This is a genomic window from Kitasatospora sp. NPDC127060 (assembly GCF_042724935.1).
Classification (GTDB): domain Bacteria; phylum Actinomycetota; class Actinomycetes; order Streptomycetales; family Streptomycetaceae; genus Kitasatospora.
Map to the genome: position 1 here is coordinate 222,846 of NZ_JBHXEG010000002.1, position 18,776 is coordinate 241,621.

At 74.2% G+C, this 18,776-nt stretch carries 19 protein-coding genes and 1 pseudogene; 11 read left to right on the forward strand and 9 right to left on the reverse strand.

Annotated features, from left to right (window positions below; translation table 11 throughout):
* Window positions 1–82: 82 nt before the first annotated feature.
* From ACFWIS_RS02975 to ACFWIS_RS02985, 3 genes are all read right to left on the reverse strand, one after another.
* Window positions 83–841 (reverse strand): DeoR/GlpR family DNA-binding transcription regulator, encoded by a 759-nt coding sequence (locus tag ACFWIS_RS02975; protein ID WP_380459862.1) that lies wholly within the window; start codon window positions 839–841, stop codon window positions 83–85.
* 132 nt (window positions 842–973) lie between these two features.
* The gene (locus tag ACFWIS_RS02980; protein ID WP_380459860.1) at window positions 974–1,873 is read right to left on the reverse strand and encodes a ketose-bisphosphate aldolase; all 900 of its coding nucleotides are present in this window, start codon (window positions 1,871–1,873) and stop codon (window positions 974–976) included.
* Between the two features lie 98 nt (window positions 1,874–1,971).
* Complete coding sequence (locus tag ACFWIS_RS02985) at window positions 1,972–2,844, reverse strand: SIS domain-containing protein (protein WP_380459858.1); 873 nt, start codon at window positions 2,842–2,844, stop codon at window positions 1,972–1,974.
* Window positions 2,845–3,130: 286 nt separating this feature from the next.
* On the opposite strand from ACFWIS_RS02985, the gene ACFWIS_RS02990 reads away from it, so the two are divergent.
* Window positions 3,131–4,339 carry a 4-hydroxybenzoate 3-monooxygenase gene (locus ACFWIS_RS02990; RefSeq protein WP_380459856.1) on the forward strand — a complete coding sequence of 403 codons (1,209 nt, stop codon included), beginning with the start codon at window positions 3,131–3,133 and terminating at the stop codon, window positions 4,337–4,339.
* Between the two features lie 45 nt (window positions 4,340–4,384).
* Window positions 4,385–6,127 carry a methyltransferase gene (locus ACFWIS_RS02995; RefSeq protein WP_380459854.1) on the forward strand — a complete coding sequence of 581 codons (1,743 nt, stop codon included), beginning with the start codon at window positions 4,385–4,387 and terminating at the stop codon, window positions 6,125–6,127.
* Window positions 6,128–6,172: 45 nt separating this feature from the next.
* Here ACFWIS_RS02995 and ACFWIS_RS03000 read toward each other — a convergent pair whose 3' ends face one another.
* A complete protein-coding gene (locus ACFWIS_RS03000) occupies window positions 6,173–7,798 on the reverse strand; it encodes a multicopper oxidase family protein (protein ID WP_380459852.1) in 1,626 nt (541 codons plus the stop codon).
* Window positions 7,799–7,914: 116 nt separating this feature from the next.
* On the reverse strand, window positions 7,915–8,598 hold the full coding sequence (locus ACFWIS_RS03005; protein WP_380459850.1) for a hypothetical protein: 684 nt from the start codon (window positions 8,596–8,598) through the stop codon (window positions 7,915–7,917).
* 487 nt (window positions 8,599–9,085) lie between these two features.
* Between ACFWIS_RS03005 and ACFWIS_RS03010 the strand changes: the two genes are divergently transcribed.
* The 3 genes from ACFWIS_RS03010 (at window position 9,086) to ACFWIS_RS03020 (ending at window position 10,872) form a co-directional block, all read left to right on the forward strand.
* Window positions 9,086–9,829 carry a metallophosphoesterase gene (locus tag ACFWIS_RS03010; protein WP_380459848.1) on the forward strand — a complete coding sequence of 248 codons (744 nt, stop codon included), beginning with the start codon at window positions 9,086–9,088 and terminating at the stop codon, window positions 9,827–9,829.
* Window positions 9,830–9,832: 3 nt separating this feature from the next.
* A complete protein-coding gene (locus ACFWIS_RS03015) occupies window positions 9,833–10,426 on the forward strand; it encodes a DUF402 domain-containing protein (protein WP_380459846.1) in 594 nt (197 codons plus the stop codon).
* Window positions 10,427–10,563: 137 nt separating this feature from the next.
* The gene (locus tag ACFWIS_RS03020; RefSeq protein WP_380459844.1) at window positions 10,564–10,872 is read left to right on the forward strand and encodes a hypothetical protein; all 309 of its coding nucleotides are present in this window, start codon (window positions 10,564–10,566) and stop codon (window positions 10,870–10,872) included.
* A gap of 218 nt (window positions 10,873–11,090) precedes the next feature.
* On the opposite strand, the gene ACFWIS_RS03025 is transcribed toward ACFWIS_RS03020, so the two are convergent.
* The 3 genes from ACFWIS_RS03025 to ACFWIS_RS03035 all read right to left on the reverse strand — a co-directional run bounded on the left by ACFWIS_RS03025 (window position 11,091) and on the right by ACFWIS_RS03035 (window position 13,260).
* Window positions 11,091–11,561, reverse strand: a complete 471-nt coding sequence (locus ACFWIS_RS03025; RefSeq protein WP_380459842.1) for an ATP-binding protein — start codon at window positions 11,559–11,561, stop codon at window positions 11,091–11,093.
* 113 nt (window positions 11,562–11,674) lie between these two features.
* Window positions 11,675–12,118 (reverse strand): STAS domain-containing protein, encoded by a 444-nt coding sequence (locus tag ACFWIS_RS03030; RefSeq protein WP_380459840.1) that lies wholly within the window; start codon window positions 12,116–12,118, stop codon window positions 11,675–11,677.
* 161 nt (window positions 12,119–12,279) lie between these two features.
* A complete protein-coding gene (locus ACFWIS_RS03035; RefSeq protein ID WP_380459838.1) occupies window positions 12,280–13,260 on the reverse strand; it encodes an RNA polymerase sigma factor SigF in 981 nt (326 codons plus the stop codon).
* 233 nt (window positions 13,261–13,493) lie between these two features.
* Here ACFWIS_RS03035 and ACFWIS_RS03040 point away from each other — a divergent pair, with 233 nt between their 5' ends.
* The 5 genes from ACFWIS_RS03040 (at window position 13,494) to ACFWIS_RS03060 (ending at window position 17,393) form a co-directional block, all read left to right on the forward strand.
* Window positions 13,494–13,937 carry an SRPBCC family protein gene (locus tag ACFWIS_RS03040; RefSeq protein ID WP_380459836.1) on the forward strand — a complete coding sequence of 148 codons (444 nt, stop codon included), beginning with the start codon at window positions 13,494–13,496 and terminating at the stop codon, window positions 13,935–13,937.
* Window positions 13,938–14,046: 109 nt separating this feature from the next.
* Window positions 14,047–14,415 (forward strand): PRC-barrel domain-containing protein, encoded by a 369-nt coding sequence (locus ACFWIS_RS03045; protein WP_380459834.1) that lies wholly within the window; start codon window positions 14,047–14,049, stop codon window positions 14,413–14,415.
* 158 nt (window positions 14,416–14,573) lie between these two features.
* Window positions 14,574–14,969, forward strand: coding sequence for an SsgA family sporulation/cell division regulator (locus ACFWIS_RS03050; protein WP_380459832.1), 396 nt, complete (start codon window positions 14,574–14,576; stop codon window positions 14,967–14,969).
* Window positions 14,970–15,375: 406 nt separating this feature from the next.
* Entirely contained in the window at window positions 15,376–16,500 is a 1,125-nt protein-coding gene (locus ACFWIS_RS03055; RefSeq protein ID WP_380459830.1) for a mechanosensitive ion channel family protein, read from the forward strand.
* 59 nt (window positions 16,501–16,559) lie between these two features.
* A complete protein-coding gene (locus ACFWIS_RS03060) occupies window positions 16,560–17,393 on the forward strand; it encodes a hypothetical protein (RefSeq protein ID WP_380459828.1) in 834 nt (277 codons plus the stop codon).
* On the opposite strand, the gene ACFWIS_RS03065 is transcribed toward ACFWIS_RS03060, so the two are convergent.
* Window positions 17,356–18,246, reverse strand: a complete 891-nt coding sequence (locus ACFWIS_RS03065; protein ID WP_380459826.1) for an NAD-dependent protein deacetylase — start codon at window positions 18,244–18,246, stop codon at window positions 17,356–17,358. The genes ACFWIS_RS03060 and ACFWIS_RS03065 overlap by 38 nt on opposite strands.
* Before the next feature lie 316 nt (window positions 18,247–18,562).
* Between ACFWIS_RS03065 and ACFWIS_RS03070 the strand changes: the two are divergent.
* Window positions 18,563–18,776, forward strand: a pseudogene (locus ACFWIS_RS03070) (N-acetylglucosamine-6-phosphate deacetylase); the annotation flags it as partial.

The following is an 18,776-nucleotide window of genomic DNA, read 5'->3' on the forward strand; positions in this document are numbered from 1 at the left end:
GTCCCTGCCGCGTCCCACCGCCGTCCCGGGACGGTCCCGGGCGGCCGGCGGCCCCGGGTGGGTCAGGGCGGCCCCGGGCGGGTCAGGCCCGCCGCACCCGGACGCCGGCCTCGGCGATCGCCCGCTCCTGGGCGTCCGGGAGCCCCGCGTCGGTCACCAGGTCGTGGACGTCGGTGAGCGGGCAGATCGAGGCGAAGGTGACCCGGCCGACCTTGGTGCGGTCGGCGAGCACGACGGTGTGGGCGCTGCTGCGCAGGAAGGCCCGGTCGGTCTGGGCCTCCATCTCGTCGTGGGTGGTGCAGCCCTGCTGGACGGTCAGGCCGTCCACGCCGATGAAGGCGAGGTCCAGGTGGTACTGGTCGAGCATCCGCTCGGCGGCGGGGCCGACCAGTTCGTAGCTGGCCGAGCGGGCCAGGCCGCCGATCACGACCAGCCGGACCTCGGGGCGGACGATCAGCTCGGCGGCGATGTTGACGGCGTTGGTGACCACGGTGAGGTTGCCGCGCTCGGCCAGCACCCTGGCCAGCTCGGTGGTGGTGGTGCCGCCGGTCAGACCGACCACCGCGCCGTCCGGCACCAGTTCGGCGGCGGCCCGGGCGATCCGGCGCTTCTCCTCCTGCTGCTGGTCGCCCCGGTGCCGCAGCGGGATCTCCAGGTTGACCGCCCCGGTCACCGCGCCGCCGCGGGTGCGCTGGAGCAGCCCCTGGTCCTGCAGTTCCTGGAGGTCCCGGCGCACGGTCGCGTCCGACACCCCGAGCAGTTCGGAGAGCGTCCGCACGTCCGCGCTCCCCGCCTCGGCGATGTGCGACACGATCCTGGCGGCGCGATCAGCTTTGAGCATGGACGGAGTGTAGTTCAGCCCGGGTCGGCCGCCGGCGGGAGCGCGCCCTTCCTCGGGCGCTGCCCGGCACCCCCGCCCGGCAGGGCCGATCCCGCTGCGCACCCGGGCTCGGAGCCCCGCCCTTTCGGACGGTTACGAGCACGGCCGCGCAGCGCAGTGCTCGTCGTCGGGGGTCACGGCGGCCCGGTCGGCCGGCCGGGGCTCGGTCAGGACGCCGAGCAGCCGGGCCACCTCCCGGGCCACCGCCTCGCGGCCGTCGCCCAGATAGGCCCGGGTGTCGACCAGCGCGGGGTCGGCGGCGAGGCGGCGGCGGACCGCCTCGGTGAAGGCCTTGTTGAGGTGGGTGGCGATGTTGATCTTCGTCATGCCGTGGGCGACGGCCGCCGCCAGCGCGTCGTCCGCGACCCCGGAGGAGCCGTGCAGCACCAGCGGCACCGGCACGGCCGCCCGCAGCGCGGCGATCAGACCGAGGTCCAGCGCGGCGGTGCGGGTCAGCATGGCGTGCGAGGTGCCGACGGCCACCGCCAGCGCGTCGACGCCGGTGTGCGCCACGAAGCCGGCGGCCTCCGCCGGATCCGTCCGGGCGCCGGGGGCGTGCACGCCGTCCTTGCCGCCGACCTCGCCCAACTCGGCCTCCACCCATACCCCCGCGTCGTGGCACACCCGGGCCACCGCGGCGGTGGCGCGGACGTTCTGCCCGTACGGCAGCACCGACGCGTCGAACATCACCGAGCCGAAGCCCAGCCGGAGCGCCTGCTCCACCAGCGGGCGCTCGGTGGCGTGATCCAGGTGGACGGCCACCGGTACGGCGGCGGCCCGGGCCACCGCCAGCGTCGCGGTGCCGATCGGCGCCAGGCCGCCGTGGTAGCGCACCGCGTTCTGGCTGAGCTGCAGCACCACCGGCGCTCCGGCGGCCTCCGCCCCGGCGACGATCGCCTCGGCGTGCTCCAGCTGGATGACGTTGAACGCTCCGACGCCGCGGCCGCCGCGCAGCGCGGGCCCGACGATCTCTCCGGTTCCGACGAGGGTCACGGTTCTCCTTGGGGCTGTGCTGACTGGGGGTGAGTCACCTGCGGCCGTCCGGGCCAGGGCGGTTCAGGGCCGGACGGCGGTCACGGCCGGACGGCGGTTCACGGCCGGTCCAGCACGATCGAGCGGGTGAGGTGGCGCGGCCGGTCCGGGTCGAGGCCGCGCCGGACGGCGAGGCCGACCGCCAGCCGCTGGACCCGGACCAGCTCGGCCAGTGGGTCCAGCCGCGGCACGCTGACCGCCGCGCCGGTCGCCTCGGCCTGCCGGACCAGCCCGGCGGGCGGGGCGCCGAGGAACCACACCAGGCCCTCGGGGCCGCTGACGCTGATCGGGCCGTGGCGGTACTCCATGGCCGGGTAGGACTCGGTCCAGGAGCCGGAGGCCTCCCGAACCTTGAGCGCGGCCTCGTTCGCCACCCCGTGGCTCCAGCCCGTCCCGAGGAAGGTGAACTGCCGCGCCGCCAGGGCCCCCGGCGGCAGCGGGGCGTCGATCGCCGCACGGGCCTGGGCGGGCAGGTCGGCCGGTGCGGCGCCGAGGTGGGCGCGCAGCAGCGCGAGGGCGGTGGTGGCGAACCTGGTCTGGACGACGGACCGCTCGTCGGCGAACTCCAGTGCCACCAGGTGGCGGGCGGCGGCGCCGATCGGGGTGCCCGGGTCGGCGGTGATCGCCACCGTCTCGGTCGTGCCCAGCGCGGCGAGGGCGTCGAGCACCTCGGTGGTGGTGCCGGAGCGGGAGAGCGCGACCACCCGGTCGTAGTGGCGCCCGGCCGGGAACTCGGAGGCCGCGAAGGCGTCGGTCTCGCCGAGTCCGAGGGTCTCGCGGAGCGCCGCGTAGGCCTGGGCGATGTAGAGCGAGGTGCCGCAGCCGAGGACGGCCACCCGCTCGCCGGGCTCGGGCAGGTGGCGCGGGGCCAGTTCCAGGGCGCGCTGCCAGCACTCGGGCTGGCTGGCGATCTCTTCGTCGACGTGGGCCATCTGGTCCTCCTGCGCGGGGCTGCACGAATGTGCGTGAAGATGCTCGATTTATAGTCCAGCACTCGCTCAGTGCGCAACAGTGCGCAACCTCGATCATCTTCGAGCAACCCATCCGCCGGCCGACAGCCCGCTCCCCCGCCACGGCCGGGCGTCCGCCACCCCCACCTGCGGCTGGACCCGCCCACGACCGGCGGCACCCGGCGAGGCCGAAGATCATCACGCTATTCACCGATCCGAGCTATTCCGGCCCGTCGATGTATCCGGCGATGGCTAAGCTCACCGTTCTGTGATCGAACGTCAGACAAGCCGAACAGTCCAGGAAACCGCCGACGTCGTCGTCCTCGGCGCCGGACCGGCCGGACTCACCCTCGCCAACCTCCTGCACGCCGCCGGGATCGACTGCGTCGTCCTCGAACGCGCCGACCGCGCCCACGTCCAGACCAGGGCCCGGGCCGGCTTCCTCGCCGCCAACACCGTCCGGGTGCTGGACCGCCACGGCCTCGCCGAGGGCCTGCACCGGCACGGCCGGCCGCACGGCACCTGCGAGTTCCGCACCGAGGACGGCAGCTTCCGGCTCGACTACGGCGCCCTCGGCCGCCGCGAGCTGCACACCGTCTATCCCCAACAGGACCTGGTCACCGACCTGTTGACCCACTACCTAGAGGCCGGCGGGCGGATCGCCTTCGAGACCGAGGCCGAGGCCGTCCAGGAGGCCGCCGGCCCCCGCCCCACCGTGACCGTCCGCGACGCCGAGGGCCGCCCCGGCCGGTGGTCGGCCCGGTACGTGGCCGGCTGCGACGGCCGCCACGGCGCCGCCCGCCGCTCCCTGCCCGCCGGCACCCGCCGCTACCACCGCGACCACGGCGTCACCTGGCTCGGCCTGCTCGCCGAGGCGCCCCCGAGCATGGACGCCGCCGGCTACGCGATGCACCCCGCCGGCTTCGCCGGCCACATGGCCCGCACCGCCGACATCACCCGCTACTACCTCCAGTACGAGCGCGGCGCCCCCGCCGACGCCTGGTCGGAGGAGCGGATCCGGGCCGAGCTCGACCTGCGGCTGCGCAGCGCCGAACACGGACCGCTGCACCACGGCCGGATCGCCCAACGCTCCGTCATCGACCTGGAGTCCGACGTGATCGAGCCGCTGCGGCACGGCTCACTGCTGCTCGCCGGGGACGCCGCGAGCCTGCCCGCGCCCGCCGCCGCCAAGGGCGCCAACCTCGCCGTCCTGGAGGCCGAGCTCCTCGCCGAGGCCCTGATCGACGACCTCGCCCACGGCGACTCCCGGGCGCTCGACGGCTACTCCGCGCGCTGCCTCGCCCACATATGGCGGGCCCAGGACTTCGCCCACTGGATGATCCAGCTCCTGCACTCGCCCACCGGACCGGGCGAGGAATCGTTCTTCCACGAATCCATGCGGCGCTCACGCGTCGAATCCCTGCGCACCTCGCGCACCCACCAGGACTGGTTCGCCGAGAACTACGTCGGCATCTGACCGTCACCCGACCGTCCCGCCCACCGGAACGAGGACTCCCGCCCCATGACCGCGACACCCCCGGACGACACCGACCGCCTGCGCGCCACGGCCGACTTCGTCAGGGAGCACGACACCGCCGGCCTGCTCCCGCTGCTGCTGCCCGGCCTGGACGGCCCGGAACGCCGGGCCCTGACCGAGCGCTGCCGCTTCTCCCACGCCGCACTGCTCGTCCTGCCCCCGGACGCCGCCACTCTGCGCGCCCAACTGGCCGCCTGCGGACTGGACTTCGACGCACCCCCGCAGCCCAGCGTGGTGGTCCGCGGCCGACTGGCCCGCCGCCACGGCCGGGCCGAGGCCGACCTCGACGTCAGCATCCTGCGCCCGCCGGTGCCCGGCCCCGACGGCGAGCGGACCGTCGAGGTGTTCGCCCTCGCCGTGCCGCCCGGCTCGGACCTCGCCGACCTCGCCGACCACGAACGCGCCCACGACCACGAGGCACACCTCGCCTTCGAGGTCGCCGACCCGGACCCGCTGGCGCTGCGCGGCCTGTGCGCGCTGTTCGCCCGGCACGGCGCCACCCCCGACGGCGGCGGCCACAACCCCCACGAGGACTCCACCGTCCTCTACTTCACCGCCCCCGCCGGTACCCGCACCGGCTACCGCCGGGTGGAACTGCACGCCCACGGCGACCACCGCGCGGTGCTCGCCGACCACCTGGGCCAGGACCCGGCCCAGCACTCCGCCGAGACCCTGCTGCGGCAGCTGACCGGCGCCTGGACCACCCAGGCCCTGGCGGTCAGCGCCCGGATGGGGCTGCCCGACGCCCTGGGCAGCCGGACCGGCGCCACCGCGGCCGACCTCGCCACCGCGCTCGACGCCCACCCGCAGAGCCTGACGACCCTGCTGCGCTACCTCACCATGCTGGGCGTCGTCACCGAGGACCAGGACGGCTACCGGCTCACCGGCACGGGTGCCCTGCTGCGCGCCGACGCCCCCGGCTCGATGCGGCCGCTGGCGCTGATGTACGGCGGGCCGTTCTACCGTTCCTTCGGCGAGCTGGAGCACACCGTGCGCACCGGCCGGGCCGCCTTCGACCACCTCTTCGGCGAGAACCACTTCGACCACTTCGCCCGCGACCCCGAACTCGCCGAGCTCTTCGACCAGTCCATGGCCGCCGGGGCGCGGATGTTCGACCCGCTCCCGGCCCACCCGGTCGTCACGGCGGCCGCCGCCGGCGCCGGCACCCTCGTGGACATCGCGGGCGGCAACGGCGAACTGCTCGGCCGCCTGCTGTCCGCCCACCCGGCGCTGCGCGGGACCCTGCTGGAACGCCCGCACGCCGTGGCGGCGGCCCGCCGCCGACTCGACGCCGCCGGCCTCGGCGAGCGCTGCGACTACGTGACGGGCGACTTCGCGGACGTCCCCGCGGACGCGGACGTCTACGTGCTGTCCCGGGTGCTGCACGATTGGGACGACGAGCGCTGCGCCGGGATCCTGCGCCACTGCGCCCGCGCCATGCCCGTCCATGCCGACCTGCTGATCGTCGAACGGCTGCTGCCCGACGACGGCTCGGCCTCGCTGGCCACCGCCTGGGACGTCCACATGATGTGCAACACCGGCGGCCGGGAGCGCAGCGCCGACCACTACGCCCGGCTGCTCGCCGACGCCGGGCTGCACCTGCGGGGCCACTCCCCGCTCCCGCTGGGCGGCGCCGTCCTGCACGCCCGCCGGGCCGCCGTCCCGGCCCCGGCCGGCCGGGCGCACTCAGGACCTGCGCACTCCGCTCCGGCCCGCTCCGGGCGCTGACCCGCCGGGTGCTCAGCCGCCGACCGGTGGCGGGGCACCCCGCGCTCAGCGCCCGGGCCGTCTCGCCTCGACGTAGTCGACGACCTGCATCATGCCGAGGTCCTCGTGCTGGAGCTGGTGGCAGTGGGCGACCACCCGACCGGTGAAGTCCTGGTACCGGACCAGGAAGGTGACGGTGTCCCCGGGCCGACCGCCCGCCAGGTCCACGGTGTCCTGCCAGACCGGCGGGTCCAGCCGCTCGCCGTTGCGGTGGGTCACCTGGACGTGGTTGGTGTGCAGGTGGAAGGGGTGGTGGAAGACCCGGTTGGTCTCGTCGGTGCGCAGCGTCCAGCGCTCGACCGTGTCCAGCTCCAGGGTGTGGTTGACGAAGCCGGGGTCGAACAGGCCGTAGGCCCGGTCCCGGGTGAGGTCGCCGTCCGGGTCGGCCGCGGGGGTCGGGTGGCTGCCCAGCATCCGGAAGGCGTTGGCGAACGGGCCGGTGAAGACGTTGGGGTCGACGTGGAAGACCACCTCGCGGTCCGCGTCCGGGTCGGTGAGGTCGCTCTCGTCCAGGAAGGGTTTGCCGGCCGGCAGGTCGGTGGGCAGCTCCATCGGCGGGTCGACGGGCTCGCCCGCCACCTGGACCGTCAGCAGCGGATCGGCCACCCCGTCGGTCCGCAGCAGGTAGCTGCCGGGGTCGCCGCCCCGGACCAGGACATCGGCCCGGTTGCCCATGGCCAGCCGGACGGTGTCGGTGGCGACCACGGCGGGGAAGGTCACGCCGTCCTGGGCGATCTGGTGGAGGGTCTGGTCTTCCGGCCCGTCCCCGGTGAGCCGCAGCGTCAGCGCGGTGAAGGCGGTGGCGCAGACCAGCCGCCAGCGCTGCACCTCGCCCGGCCGCAGGGTGACGGTGGGGTTGACCGCGCCGTTGACGGTCAGCACCGGCGGCACGGCGGCGAGCGCGTTGCCGGCGTCGAAGGCGGGGACTTCGCCGTCCTTGAGCCGGAGTTCGTTGACGCAGACCACGAGGTCGGCGGCGGCCGCGATCTCGGGCACTTCGTCGACGTCGCCCTGGACGATCAGCACCCCGGCCATCCCGCCGACGAGTTGGGTGGAGGTGGCCCCGTGCAGGTGCGGATGGTACCAGAAGGTGCCGGCCGGGTGGTCGGCCGGGATGTCGATGGTCGTCAGGTACCGCGGCTCGGGGGCGCCGGCCTCGACCTCCTCGGCGGTGCGCGGCGCGAAGACCCGGAGCACGTTGTCGGCGTCCCCGGTGGGGTCGACGTGCAGGCCGTGGGTGTGCAGGTTGAAGCTGTTGAAGTCGTGCGGCCGGTTGTGGTCCCCGCTGTGGGGTGCGTTCGGCGGCAGGCCGTTGACCTGGGTCAGCCGCAGGGTGTCCCCGGCGGCCACCCGCAGGGTCGGGCCGGGGATCGTCCCGTTGTAGGTGCGGGTGCGGACCGTCCCGTGGCCGGGGACGTCGGTCTCGGTGAACCGCACGTCGAGCGTCTCCTCCAGCACCGCCCCCGGGCGGCCGGCCACCCGCCGCGCGCTCCGTACCGCCGGCTGCGGGAAGGCGACGGGCGCGGCCGCGGCGGACCACCGGGAGAGGATCCCGTCGGACGCCGCCACCAGGACGGCGGCCGGGATCGCCCTGAGCATCGACCGACGACTGAATCCGACATTTTCGCTCATGGTCGGGCAATCTAGATCAATTCACCGCTGACACCCGGTCAAGCACACCGCGCGCCCGCCAGACATTGCCCATTCATGACCCTCGGGCTTCCCCGCCCCCTCGGGCTGCCGGACCCTCAGCCGGACCAGACGGTCACCGTGGCCTCGACCTGGTAGTCCGCCGCGTCGACGGAGTCGATCTTGATCAGGGCGGTACGGCCACCAGGGGTCTTCAGGCAGACCAGCGACCCGACGCTCACGTGCGCCGAGTTGCCCGGGTGGCTGGCGGCCCAGTCCGCGCAGGCGGCTCCGGAGGGCGGCGCCTGTCCGGTCCAGACGCCGAAGCTGTCGTGGTCGCTCTGGATCTCCTCGCGCAGCACGGCCGCGGTCGCGCTGAACCCGGTCGCGTAGATGCCGTGCGGGAAGCCGGGGGCACGCCCCGGCGGGGTGAGGTCGAAGTCGGCCCCGCCCTCCATGGTGATGGCGACCTGCCCGCTCCAGGCCACGGCGGGGCCGGTCGAGGACGGCGCGGGCGGGTTCGGCGCCGCCGTGGTCGCGGCGGCGGTGGCCGCCCCGGCCGCCGCACCGGTCGACACCGGATCCACCGCCGGGTTCGCCGCCGGGTTCTCGGCCTCGCCGCCCGAGGGCCGGATCGCCGTCCCGAGGATCAGCGCCAGCACCCCGACCGCGACCACCCCGACCCGCGCGCCCCCGCTCTTCGGCCCCGGAAGGCTGATCCCCGCCCCGCTCGCGGCCTCCTTGGCGAAGGCCACCACGAAGCAGAGCAGCCCGAACACCCACAACGTGATGGTTCCCGCCATGGCCCGTCCCCCATGTCCCACCCGCACCCACCCAGCTCGAACCCGCAGATGGTACCGGGATTCCGACCCCCCGACAGCCGAATTCGCCGCACCCTCCACGGCACCGCCGCGACGGCGCGAAAGGCCCGTCGGGTGGCCGCCGGTGCGAAAGCCCGCCCCGACGGGCCGGTGCCGTCCGGGCCGCGCCCCAGGGGGTGGCGCCGCGCCGGGCGGAGATTGTCAACCTTGGCAAGTCCTCCGGTTACGGCCAGTCCATCATCGGAGCGGGAACGGTCGCCTGCGGGGCCGCGACCCGGTGCCCCTGGCCGGCCTGGACGGACCCGACCCCGACGATCGACAGCGGGGCGACGAGCGCCCGGCCGAGCGCTTGGCAAGCATTCACAACAGTTGGCAATGCTGCCTAGCCTCGGGGCCCGGGCCGCCCGCGCACCCGTGAGGTCTATAGCCTTTGGCGGCACAGCCGGTGATCCACAGGAGAGGCAGAGGAATGACCTTGCTGCTCGCCCACGTCAGCGACCTGCACCTGGACGGCGGGGAACGGGCGACCCGGCGCGCCACCCGGGTGATGGACCACCTGCGGGCCCTGCCCCGCCAGGTCGACGCCGTCCTGGTCACCGGGGACATCGCCGACCACGGCACCGAGGCCGAGTACGAGGAGGCCGCCCGGATCCTGGCCGCGCCCGTCCCGGTGCTGCTCTGCCCCGGCAACCACGACGTGCGCTCCGCCTACCGCAAGGCCCTGCTCGGCGAGGCCGCCGAGGACGGCCCGGTCAACCGGCTCCACCTCGTCGGCGGCACGGCCGTGCTGATGTGCGACTCCACGATCCCCGGCCAGGACCCGGGCCTGCTCGACGAGGAGACCCTCGACTGGATGGACGCCACCCTCCGCACCCTGCCGCCGGGCACCCCCGCGCTGCTCGCCTTCCACCAGCCCCCGGTCCCGGTCCACCACCCGCTGCCGGACTCCTGCATGCTCCAGCAGCCCGAGCGGCTGGCCGAGCTGATGCGAGCCCACCCCCGGGTCGCCGCCGTCCTGACCGGCCACGCCCACGCCGCGGTCTCCGCCACCTTCGCCGGGCGCCCGGTCGTCGTCGCCCCGGCCGTCACCTGGACGCTGCGGCTTCCCTGGGAGGGCGACGCGCCCGCGGACCGCGAGCAGCCGCCCGGCCTGGCCTTCCACGTCCTGGACGACGAGCACCGCCTGACCACCCACTACCGGGTGGTGGTCTGACCGGTGCCGTCACGTTTCCGCAGCGGTGAGGTGATCGTCCGCCGGGAGATCCTGGACGGCCGCGAGTGGCTGGTCTACCCGGTCCGGGTGGTCGCCGACGACGGCGGGCAGCTCGCCGTCCACCTGGTCCGGGGCACGCCGCTGACCTTCGGCGGCGGCGACTTCTCCTGGGGCCTCCACCCGTGGGTCCACTTCGACCACAGCTGGCAGTCCGAGGACGTCCTCCAGCTCCAGCGCCCCGGCGACGGCTACGCGGTGTGGGCCCGGTACCAGGGCGGCGAACTCGTCGACTGGTACGTCAACTTCCAGGAGCCGCTGCGGCGCACCGGGCGCGGCTTCGACACCCTCGACCAGGAACTCGACCTGGTGATCCCGGCCGACGGCTCCGCCTACCGCTGGAAGGACGTCGACCACTTCGAGGAGCGGGTGCGCTCCGGCGGCTTCACCCCGGAGCAGGCCCGGGCCGTCCGCGCGGCCGCCGACGAGGTGGTCGGGCTGATCGAGGGAGGGGACGCCTGGTGGGAGCAGTGGCGCCACTGGCGCCCCCTCGGCGAGCACGCCGTCCCCGGGCGGGTGGAGCTGACGCCCGGGGGCTGAGCCGAGAGTCCTACACGGACTCGGCGAACAGCATCCGCAGGTACTCCTCGTCCGCCTCCGGCCCGGGGTCGTCCCTCGATCGTCCCGGCCGACGGCCGCATCCTGATCCTCGACAACGGCAACTACGGCGAGCGGCTGTGGCGCATCGTCGACGTGCACGGCATCCCGCACACCCGCTCTTCCTCAAGCTCAAGCTCGCCTTCCAGCGGGGCGACCTCGACTCCGCCGGAGAACTGATCCAGCAGGTTCGGGCCGGTCTGCAACTGCTCTCCCACCGGGACCAGATCCGATTCGAGGTCCTGTCGGAGATCCTGGCGATCCGGACCGGCGACCGCTCCGCCGCGGCCCGCCTCAAGCAGTTCGCGGAACGGGTCCAGGCGGAAAACGCGCCGGATCTGGCGGCGGAAGTGTGGCGGATGGTGGCCGAGAACGCATTGGGTTCCTGACCCGGTATCTCGCTCTTATTTCCATGGCGTTCACCGGAACGTGACAATCCATTTCCGGTGGACGGCGCTCAGCCCGCCGAGGCGGCGTGCGCGGCGCCGGAACGGCTGCCCGGGACGACGCGGTTCGACGCGACGTCACGGGCCCGCCACCGGGATCAGGGCGTGTCTGACCATTCGCGTCGGATCAGCGCGCGGCGTCGGGAAGTGTCAGACACGCCCTAGGGCCCGGGCCGCGCCGGCCGGGCGTCGATCTCGGCCCAGACCGTCTTGCCGTCGTCGTGCGGCACCGCTCCCCAGCGGGTGGCGGCCTTCTGGACGATGAACAGCCCGTGCCCGCCCGGCACGCCCGGGAGGTGCGGGCGGCGCGGCTCGGGCAGGTCGGTCGAGCGGTCACTGACCTCGATCCGCAGCCGGGCCTCGGAGGCGTCCAGGACGAGGTCGACCGGGCCGCCGGCGTGCAGCATGGCGTTGGCGACCAGTTCGGCGACCAACAGCACGATGTCGTCCTCGGCGCCGGCCTCGCTCATCGGCCAGGACCAGTCGGCGACGGCCTGCGCGGTGTACGCCCGGGCGCGGGCGACGGGCTTGGGCAACCCGGCCAGGTGCAGCCGCCGGCGCTGCCCGCCGGGCGGCAGGGTGGGGCCGGTGCCCGGCCGGTCGCCGTCCAGGGTGGCCCGGCTCGTCGTCATGTGCGGGATCCCCTTCGGTTCCGGCGCGCTCGGTGACGGCGCTCTGTTCCGCTTCGTCTGCTCGGTTTCCCGACCACTGCCGAATTATGCGTGCCCTCGGCCGACCGTGGTGGTCACCGGGGTGCGGCGAGGGCGGCCTCCGCGGACGGGTGGAGCTCGAACACGGCGTCGGTGCAGGTCAGTTCCAGCAGCCGCTGGACGGTGCCGGAGGGCGCCGCGAGCCGGAAGACGACCTCCGCCTCGGCGGCCGACATCCGGGTCTGCAGCAGCAGGTTCAGTCCGGAGGAGTCGCAGAAGTCGACCCGGGCGAGGTCGACGACGAGCAACGGCGGCTGCTGCTCCACCAGTTCGTCGAGGGCGGCCCGGGCGGGTGCCAGGGTCTCGATGTCGAGGTCACCCGCCAGCGCGCAGACGGCGGCCCGGGTGTCGGTGTGCCAGGTGTGCACGACCAGGTCGGGCCCGGACGGGGTGACCGTCCGGGAGGGGTCGGCGGGGGCGGTGGTCGGCGGCACGGTCACGGACTCGTTCTCTGCGGGCATCGTCTTCTCGGCTGGCATCGTCGTCGTGTTCCCTCCACGGGTGTGCTCCACGAGCCTACGCACGCCACCCGGCCCAGGGCCAGGCCGTGGGCCCGGCGGCCCGGGCCGCGGGTGACGTGCGCGGCGTCGTGGGTGACGTGCGCGGCGTCGTGGGTGCTCCTGGTGGCCGTGCGGCCGGGTCAGCCGGCGGTGAGGTCCGCGCGCAGGCTCTTCAGGGTGCGGCTGAGCAGACGGGAGACGTGCATCTGGGACAGGCCGAGACGGGCGCCGATCTGGGACTGGGTGAGTTCCTCGCCGAAGCGCAGGGACAGGATCAGCCGGTCGCGTTCCGGCAGGGCGGCGACCAGCGGCTTGAGGACGATCAGGTTCTCCAGGGTGTCGAACCGCGGATCCTCCGCACCGAGCCGCTGGGCGAGCGGGCCCGGATCCTCCTCGCCGTCGGTCGTCGGGGCGTCCAGGGAGCCGGCGATGTGGCCGTTGGCGGCCGCGAGCCCCTCGACCACCTCCTCCTCCGTCAGGTCGAGGTGTGCGGCCAGCTCCGGCACGGTGGGCGAGCGGCCCAGACGCTGGAAGAGCACGTCGCGGGCCTTGGCGAGGGTGATCCGCAGCTCCTGGAGGCGGCGCGGCACGTGCACCGCCCAGGTGGAGTCGCGGAAGTGCCGGCGGATCTCGCCCAGGATCGTCGGCAGCGCGAAGGTGACGAACTCCGCGCCGTGGTCGGGGTCGAAGCGGTCGATCGCCTTGATCAGGCCGACCGAGCCGACCTGCATCAGGTCCTCCTCGGGCTCCCGGCGGTTGCCGACCCGGCGGATCGCGAACCGCACCAGCGACAGGTTGAGTTCGATCAGCGTGGCCCGCACGTACGAGTACGCGCGGGTGCCCTCCTCCAGGGTCGCGAGCCGGGCCAGCAGCACCCGGGTCAGCTCGCGCGCGTCACCGGGCGCGACCTGCCGCGGGTCCTCGATGCCGACGAGTTCCGGCAGCTCGGGGTGCCCCGGGAGCCCCGGGAGCCCGTGGTGTTCCTGCTGTCCCTGGTGTTCCTGCTGTTCCCGCTGTCCCTGGACGGCGGCCCGGTGGGCGCCGGACGCGTCGACCGTCGAGGCCTCGTCCGGAGCCGGGGCTGTCACGCGGTGGAGGAGTTCGTCACTGGTCGTGGCCATGTCGGTCCTTTCCCCTCGGCGTACGGTCCGTCCCCGGGTACCCGCCGTGGCCGGTTCCATGCCGGTTCTCCTTGTGAGGGTTACGTGAACGAACGACCCCGACGGCAGCGTGGTGCCGCCTGCCGCCTCGCGTCCGCCGTACGTCGTGCACGCCGTGCATGCCGGGCCGGGATCGGGGCACCCGAAGCCGGTAACAGGACGACGGAGCCGAGGAGGAGAAGGAGAACCGGACGATGGGACGGATCGAGGAATCGGTCGAGATAGCCGCGCCGCTCGGCGAGGTCTACCGGCACTGGGTGCACTGCGAGGACTTCCCGCAGTTCATGCGCGGCGTGGTCAGCGTGGACGTCTCCGGCGGCGGCCACAGCAGCTGGGTGGTCGAAACCGCGGGCGGCCGACGGGAGTTCCGGGCCGTGACCACGGAGGTGGTGGAGGAGGAGCGGGTCGCCTGGGACGGCGCGGGCGGCCCGGTTCGGCACAGCGGCGTGGTGACCTTCCACCACGTCGACGACGGCACCACCCGGGTGATGCTCCAACTGGAGGTCGAACCCCACGGGCTCTGGGCGCACCTCGCCGAGGCGCTCGGCTTCGTGGACCGCCGGGTCATCGACGACCTCAACGACTTCAAGCACCACGTCGAGCGGAACGGCGGAGCGGACGCCGATCCGGGGGCATGAACCCCGGCATCGGGGGCAGCCGAGCCGTTACCGGACCAGAAGAGAAGAGACGAGACGAACGAACCGAACGAGCAGACGAGACGAACGGACGAGACGAACGGAGGCAGTCATGACCGAGCGCCACAACATCTGGGAGTTCCGCACCACCGCCGGGCACACCGCCGGCACCGACCTCGTCGGCTTCCACGTCGAGGCCACCGACGGCGCGATCGGCAAGGTCGACAAGCTGTCCGAGGAGGTCGACGAGCAGTACCTGGTCGTCGACACCGGGCCCTGGATCTTCGGCCGCCGGGTCCTGCTCCCGGCCGGCACCGTGACCCGCATCGAGATCGCCGAACGCAAGGTCTACGTGGACCGGACCAGGGACGAGATCAAGCACAGCCCCGACCTCGACGACGGCGGGCCCGACCAGGAGGCCGACACCCGCGGACGCTTCGGGCCCTACTACGACCCGTTCTACGGCGGCCGGATCCTCTGACCGGGCAGCCGGAGGACGCGCCGGGAGACCGGACCCGACAGACCGACAGGCAGCACAGAGCGACAAGCACCACAGAGCGACAGGCAGCACAGACGGACGGGCCGGGACGACCCGCGGCCGCCCCCGCCCGAAGGAACCCGGGAAAGGGGAACCCTTCCATGGAACGTCTCACCACCCGGATCACCATGCGACTGATGACCGGCGACGAACGCAGCCGGGACCTGGACGTCCACTGGTCCTACCGCGCCGACGAACCCCACGCGGCGGAGCTGGACTTCACCTCCTACCAGCCGAACGCGGTGTGGTCGCTCTCCCGCGACCTGCTGCTCGCCGGCCTGCACGGGCCCGCCGGCGAGGGGGACGTCCACGTCACGCCGTTCGACGACACCAACGTGCTGATAGCCCTCGCCGGCGAGGAGGGCGTGGCCCTGCTCGCCGCCTCCACCGAGGAGGTCGCCGACTTCCTGGCCGCCACCACGCGGCTCGTCCCGCCGGGGCAGGAGCACGACCGGATCGACTGGGACCGCGGCCTGAAGGAACTGCTGGCCGCGTGACCGCGCACCGCGTCCCGCCAGCACGCGAAACCGCACCACGCGCCACACCGCACCACGCACCACACCGCACCACGCGCGAAACCGCACCGCACCGAGAGGAGTGCTCCCCGATGACCACCGCCCCCGCCCAGCCCGGCCTGCCACCTCCGGCCCCGGAACCCCCGGCGCCGCCGCGCCCGGCCCAGCCGTCCGGCCCGCCCCTGGTGCCCGATCCGCCGCCACCGCCCGGCTCGCCGGTGCCCCCGCCGGCCCCGCGGCCCGCCCCCGGACCGGTCCCCGAGCCGGCCACCCCGCACCCGGGTCGGCCCCACCCGGTCGAGCCGCCCGACTAGCACCTCGACGCCTCACCCCCCCGGCCCCGACCCCCCGACCCCCGTAACGGAAAGCGGAAAGGAGACGGCAGGACATGTGGTGGAGCCTGCTCCGCCTCGCCGTCGTCGGCGTCGCGGCCGCCCTCCTCACCTTCGGCCTCGACCGGGCCGTCCAGCTGGTGGCCCGACGGCTGTCCGTCCCGTGGGGCGGCGCCGGCGACGTCCCGGACGTGCTGCGCCGCTGTCGCCACCCGGTGCTGGCGCTGACCGCCTGCCTGCTGCTCTCCGCCGCCCAGCCGTGGATAGCCGCCCCGCCCGCCGTCCGCGACGGGCTGCGGCACCTGGCGGTGATCCTGGCGATCACCGCCGGCGGCTGGCTGTGCGGCCGGCTGGTGGCGATCCTGGTGGACGGTGCCGCCCGGCTGGCCGTGTACCGTCGCGAGCCGGCCTGGGCGGGCCGGGCCCGTACCCAGGCCAGTCTGCTCGGGCGGATCTGCCAGGCAGTGGTGGCCGTGGTGACGCTGGGCGCCGTGTTGATGACCTTCCCCGCGGTGCGCGGGGTCGGCACCAGCCTGCTGGCCTCCGCCGGACTGGTCGGCGTGGTGGCGGGCGTGGCGGCGCAGAGCACCCTCGCCAACCTGTTCGCCGGGGTGCAGCTGGCCTTCGGGGACCTCGCCCGGATCGGCGACGTCGTGGTGGTGGCCGGCGAATGGGGGACGGTCGAGGAGATCACCCTGACCACCGTGGTGATCGAGACCTGGGACCAGCGGCGGCTGATGATGCCGATGTCCTACTTCGTCGGGCGCCCGTTCGAGAACTGGTCCCGCCGCTCCAGCCGGATAACCGGCACCGCGCTGCTCCACCTCGACCACCACGCGCCGATCGGGCTGCTGCGCGGGGAGTTCGAGGACTACCTGGCCAAGAGCGACCTGTGGGACGGCCAGGGCAGCGCGCTCCAGGTGGTCGACACCACCCCCACCACCATCGTGGTCCGGGTGCTGGCGACGGCGGCCGACGGCAGCGACGCCTTCGAACTCCGCTGCCGGCTGCGCGAGCACCTCATCGGCTACCTGCGCGACCAGCACCCCTACGCCCTGCCCCGCCTCCCCGTCGCGGAGGCGCCCGTGCGGCGGCCGGACGGCCGGGACCACCCCCGCACCCCCCGGCCGCCGCACGGGCGCCGCACGGCCTCCGGCCCACGCCCTGAGGATCCACCCTGAGGACGCCCGTGTGCCCCCGCACAGTAGGCTGAGCTGCTCAGATGATCTTCAGGAGAGTCATGACCAGCACCCGCCCCCGCGTCCTGTTCGTCACCGACCTCGCCTACCAGGCGCGGGGCCGGCGCTACTGCGACGAGGACATCCGGCTCTCCAGCCTCCTGCGCGAGGACTTCGACGTCGCCCTCTGCCACCCGCTGGACGCCGTCCGGCTGCTGGACGCCTTCGACGTGGTGCTCGTCCGCAACAGCGGCCCGGTGCTCAACTACCGCGCCGAGTACGAGGAGTTCCGCAGCCGGGCGCTGGAGCGCGGAGCGCGGGTGTACACCCAGCTGACCGGGCGCGCCGACATGGCCGGCAAGCAGTACCTGCTCGACCTCACCGCCGCCGGCTACCCCGTCATCCCCACCGTCGACCGCGCCGAGGACCTCCACCGGCTGCCCGTGGTGCCCGAGTACGTCGTCAAGCCGAAGCTCGGCGCCGACTCCATCGGCCTGCGGACCGTACCGCGCGAGCAGCTCGACACCGTCGCGTACGGCGAGGACGTCCTGGTCCAGCCGCTGATCCCGTTCACCTACGAGGTCTCGTTCTACTTCGTCGACGACGCCTTCCAGTACGCCCTGCACGCCCCCGACCCCGAGCAGCGCTGGCGCCTCGAACCGTACCGACCCAGCGCCGCCGACCTGGAGTTCGCCCAGCGCTTCATCGCCTGGAACACCGTCGAGCACGGCATCCAGCGGGTGGACGCCTGCCGCACCCCCGAGGGCGGACTCCTCCTGGTCGAGCTGGAGGACCTCAACCCCTACCTCTCCCTCGACCTGGTCGACCAGGCCACCCGGGACCGGTTCACCGCCGCCCTCAAGGCCTCCCTGCACACCCTCGCCAGTCGGCCCTGACCAGCCGGGCCGCCTCCGTCAGCACCGCACCCAGCGGCAGGCCGATCCGCGCCACGGCCAGCTCGTCCCCACGGGTCGCGCCCTGGTTGACGATCACCACCGGCGTGCCCGCGCGGGCCGCCCGGCGGACGAACCGCAGCCCCGACAGCACCGTGAGCGAGGAGCCCAGCACCACCAACGCCTGCGCCGCGTCCACGAGTTCGAAGCAGCGCTGGACCCGGGGCTTCGGCACGCTCTCGCCGAAGAAGACCACGTCCGGCTTGAGCACTCCCCCGCACACCGCACAGGCCGCCACCCGGAAACCCGCCACCAGCTCCGGCGCCAACTCGGCGTCGCCGTCCGGGTTGACCCGTGCCGCGCCGTCCCGGAAACCGGCGTTCAGCTCCTCCAGCCGCCGGTCCAGCTCCGTCCGCGAGCCGGTCCGGCGGCACCCCAGGCACACCACCCGGTGCAGCCCGCCGTGCAGTTCCACCGCCGTCCGGGTGCCGGCCGCGCGGTGCAGGCCGTCCACGTTCTGGGTGATCACCGCCGACACGTGCCCCGAGCGCCGCAGCCGCTCCACCGCCCGGTGCCCGGCATTGGGCTCGGCCCCCGCGATCGCCAGCCACCCGACGTGGCTGCGCGCCCAGTACCGCTGCCGGGCCGCCGCGCTCCCGGTGAACTCCTGGAAGGTCATCGGCACCCCGCGCCGCCGACTGCCCGTCTCGCCCCGGTAGTCCGGGATGCCGGACTCCGTCGACAACCCGGCCCCGCTGAGCACCACCGCCCCCCGCCCGGCCAGCAGCCGCACCAGCACCGCCAGGCCGGCCGCATCGGCCGCCGTGCCGCCGGGAGTCGTCGCGAGCGCACCCATGCCGTCCAGGGTAGGACCGGGCCGCGCGCGGGTGCGAGGCGCGGGTGCGAGGCGCAGGTCCGAGGCGCAGGGCGGCGAGGACCGCGTCCGGCTCCGCCAGCAGCCCGGCAGCGGCCGCGCGCAGCCCCTCCTCGGCGGTGGACTCCGACCGGCGTCCGGGTCCGGGGCTGGGTCCCGGGCTGGGTCCCGGGCAGCGGGACCGGCGGGAGACGACTCCGAGTCGTTCATTCGTGCACCATGACTGATGCGTCATGCTCAATCATGCTTATAATCAGCCATATTCGCTCATGTATGAGCAGTCCCCGAGGAGGCCGCGATCGCCACCGACCGCATCACGCTGTCCGGCGCCCGGCTCGTCCTGCCCGGCGGCGTCGTCGAGAGCGGGCGCCTCGCCGTCGAGGGCCCCCGCATCGCGACCATCGCGAGTGGAGGGAACGAGCCCGGCGACCTCGACCTGACCGGCCACACCGTCGTCCCCGGCTTCGTCGACCTGCACGTCCACGGCGGCGGCGGCGCCTCCTACGCCTCCG

Bases quoted from the DNA above. Each gene is read 5' to 3' on its own strand.
- ACFWIS_RS03025 (WP_380459842.1), bottom strand. From the start codon at position 11,561: ATGACGACGAGCCGGGCCACCCTGGACGGCGACCGGCCGGGCACCGGC.
- ACFWIS_RS03065 (WP_380459826.1), bottom strand. From the start codon at position 18,246: ATGGGTGCGCTCGCGACGACTCCCGGCGGCACGGCGGCCGATGCGGCC.
- ACFWIS_RS03060 (WP_380459828.1), top strand. From the start codon at position 16,560: ATGACCAGCACCCGCCCCCGCGTCCTGTTCGTCACCGACCTCGCCTAC.
- ACFWIS_RS03030 (WP_380459840.1), bottom strand. From the start codon at position 12,118: ATGCCAGCCGAGAAGACGATGCCCGCAGAGAACGAGTCCGTGACCGTG.
- ACFWIS_RS02995 (WP_380459854.1), top strand. From the start codon at position 4,385: ATGACCGCGACACCCCCGGACGACACCGACCGCCTGCGCGCCACGGCC.
- ACFWIS_RS03005 (WP_380459850.1), bottom strand. From the start codon at position 8,598: ATGGCGGGAACCATCACGTTGTGGGTGTTCGGGCTGCTCTGCTTCGTG.
- ACFWIS_RS03050 (WP_380459832.1), top strand. From the start codon at position 14,574: ATGGAACGTCTCACCACCCGGATCACCATGCGACTGATGACCGGCGAC.
- ACFWIS_RS03010 (WP_380459848.1), top strand. From the start codon at position 9,086: ATGACCTTGCTGCTCGCCCACGTCAGCGACCTGCACCTGGACGGCGGG.
- ACFWIS_RS02975 (WP_380459862.1), bottom strand. From the start codon at position 841: ATGCTCAAAGCTGATCGCGCCGCCAGGATCGTGTCGCACATCGCCGAG.
- ACFWIS_RS03035 (WP_380459838.1), bottom strand. From the start codon at position 13,260: ATGGCCACGACCAGTGACGAACTCCTCCACCGCGTGACAGCCCCGGCT.
- ACFWIS_RS03000 (WP_380459852.1), bottom strand. From the start codon at position 7,798: ATGAGCGAAAATGTCGGATTCAGTCGTCGGTCGATGCTCAGGGCGATC.
- ACFWIS_RS03040 (WP_380459836.1), top strand. From the start codon at position 13,494: ATGGGACGGATCGAGGAATCGGTCGAGATAGCCGCGCCGCTCGGCGAG.
- ACFWIS_RS03055 (WP_380459830.1), top strand. From the start codon at position 15,376: ATGTGGTGGAGCCTGCTCCGCCTCGCCGTCGTCGGCGTCGCGGCCGCC.
- ACFWIS_RS02985 (WP_380459858.1), bottom strand. From the start codon at position 2,844: ATGGCCCACGTCGACGAAGAGATCGCCAGCCAGCCCGAGTGCTGGCAG.
- ACFWIS_RS03045 (WP_380459834.1), top strand. From the start codon at position 14,047: ATGACCGAGCGCCACAACATCTGGGAGTTCCGCACCACCGCCGGGCAC.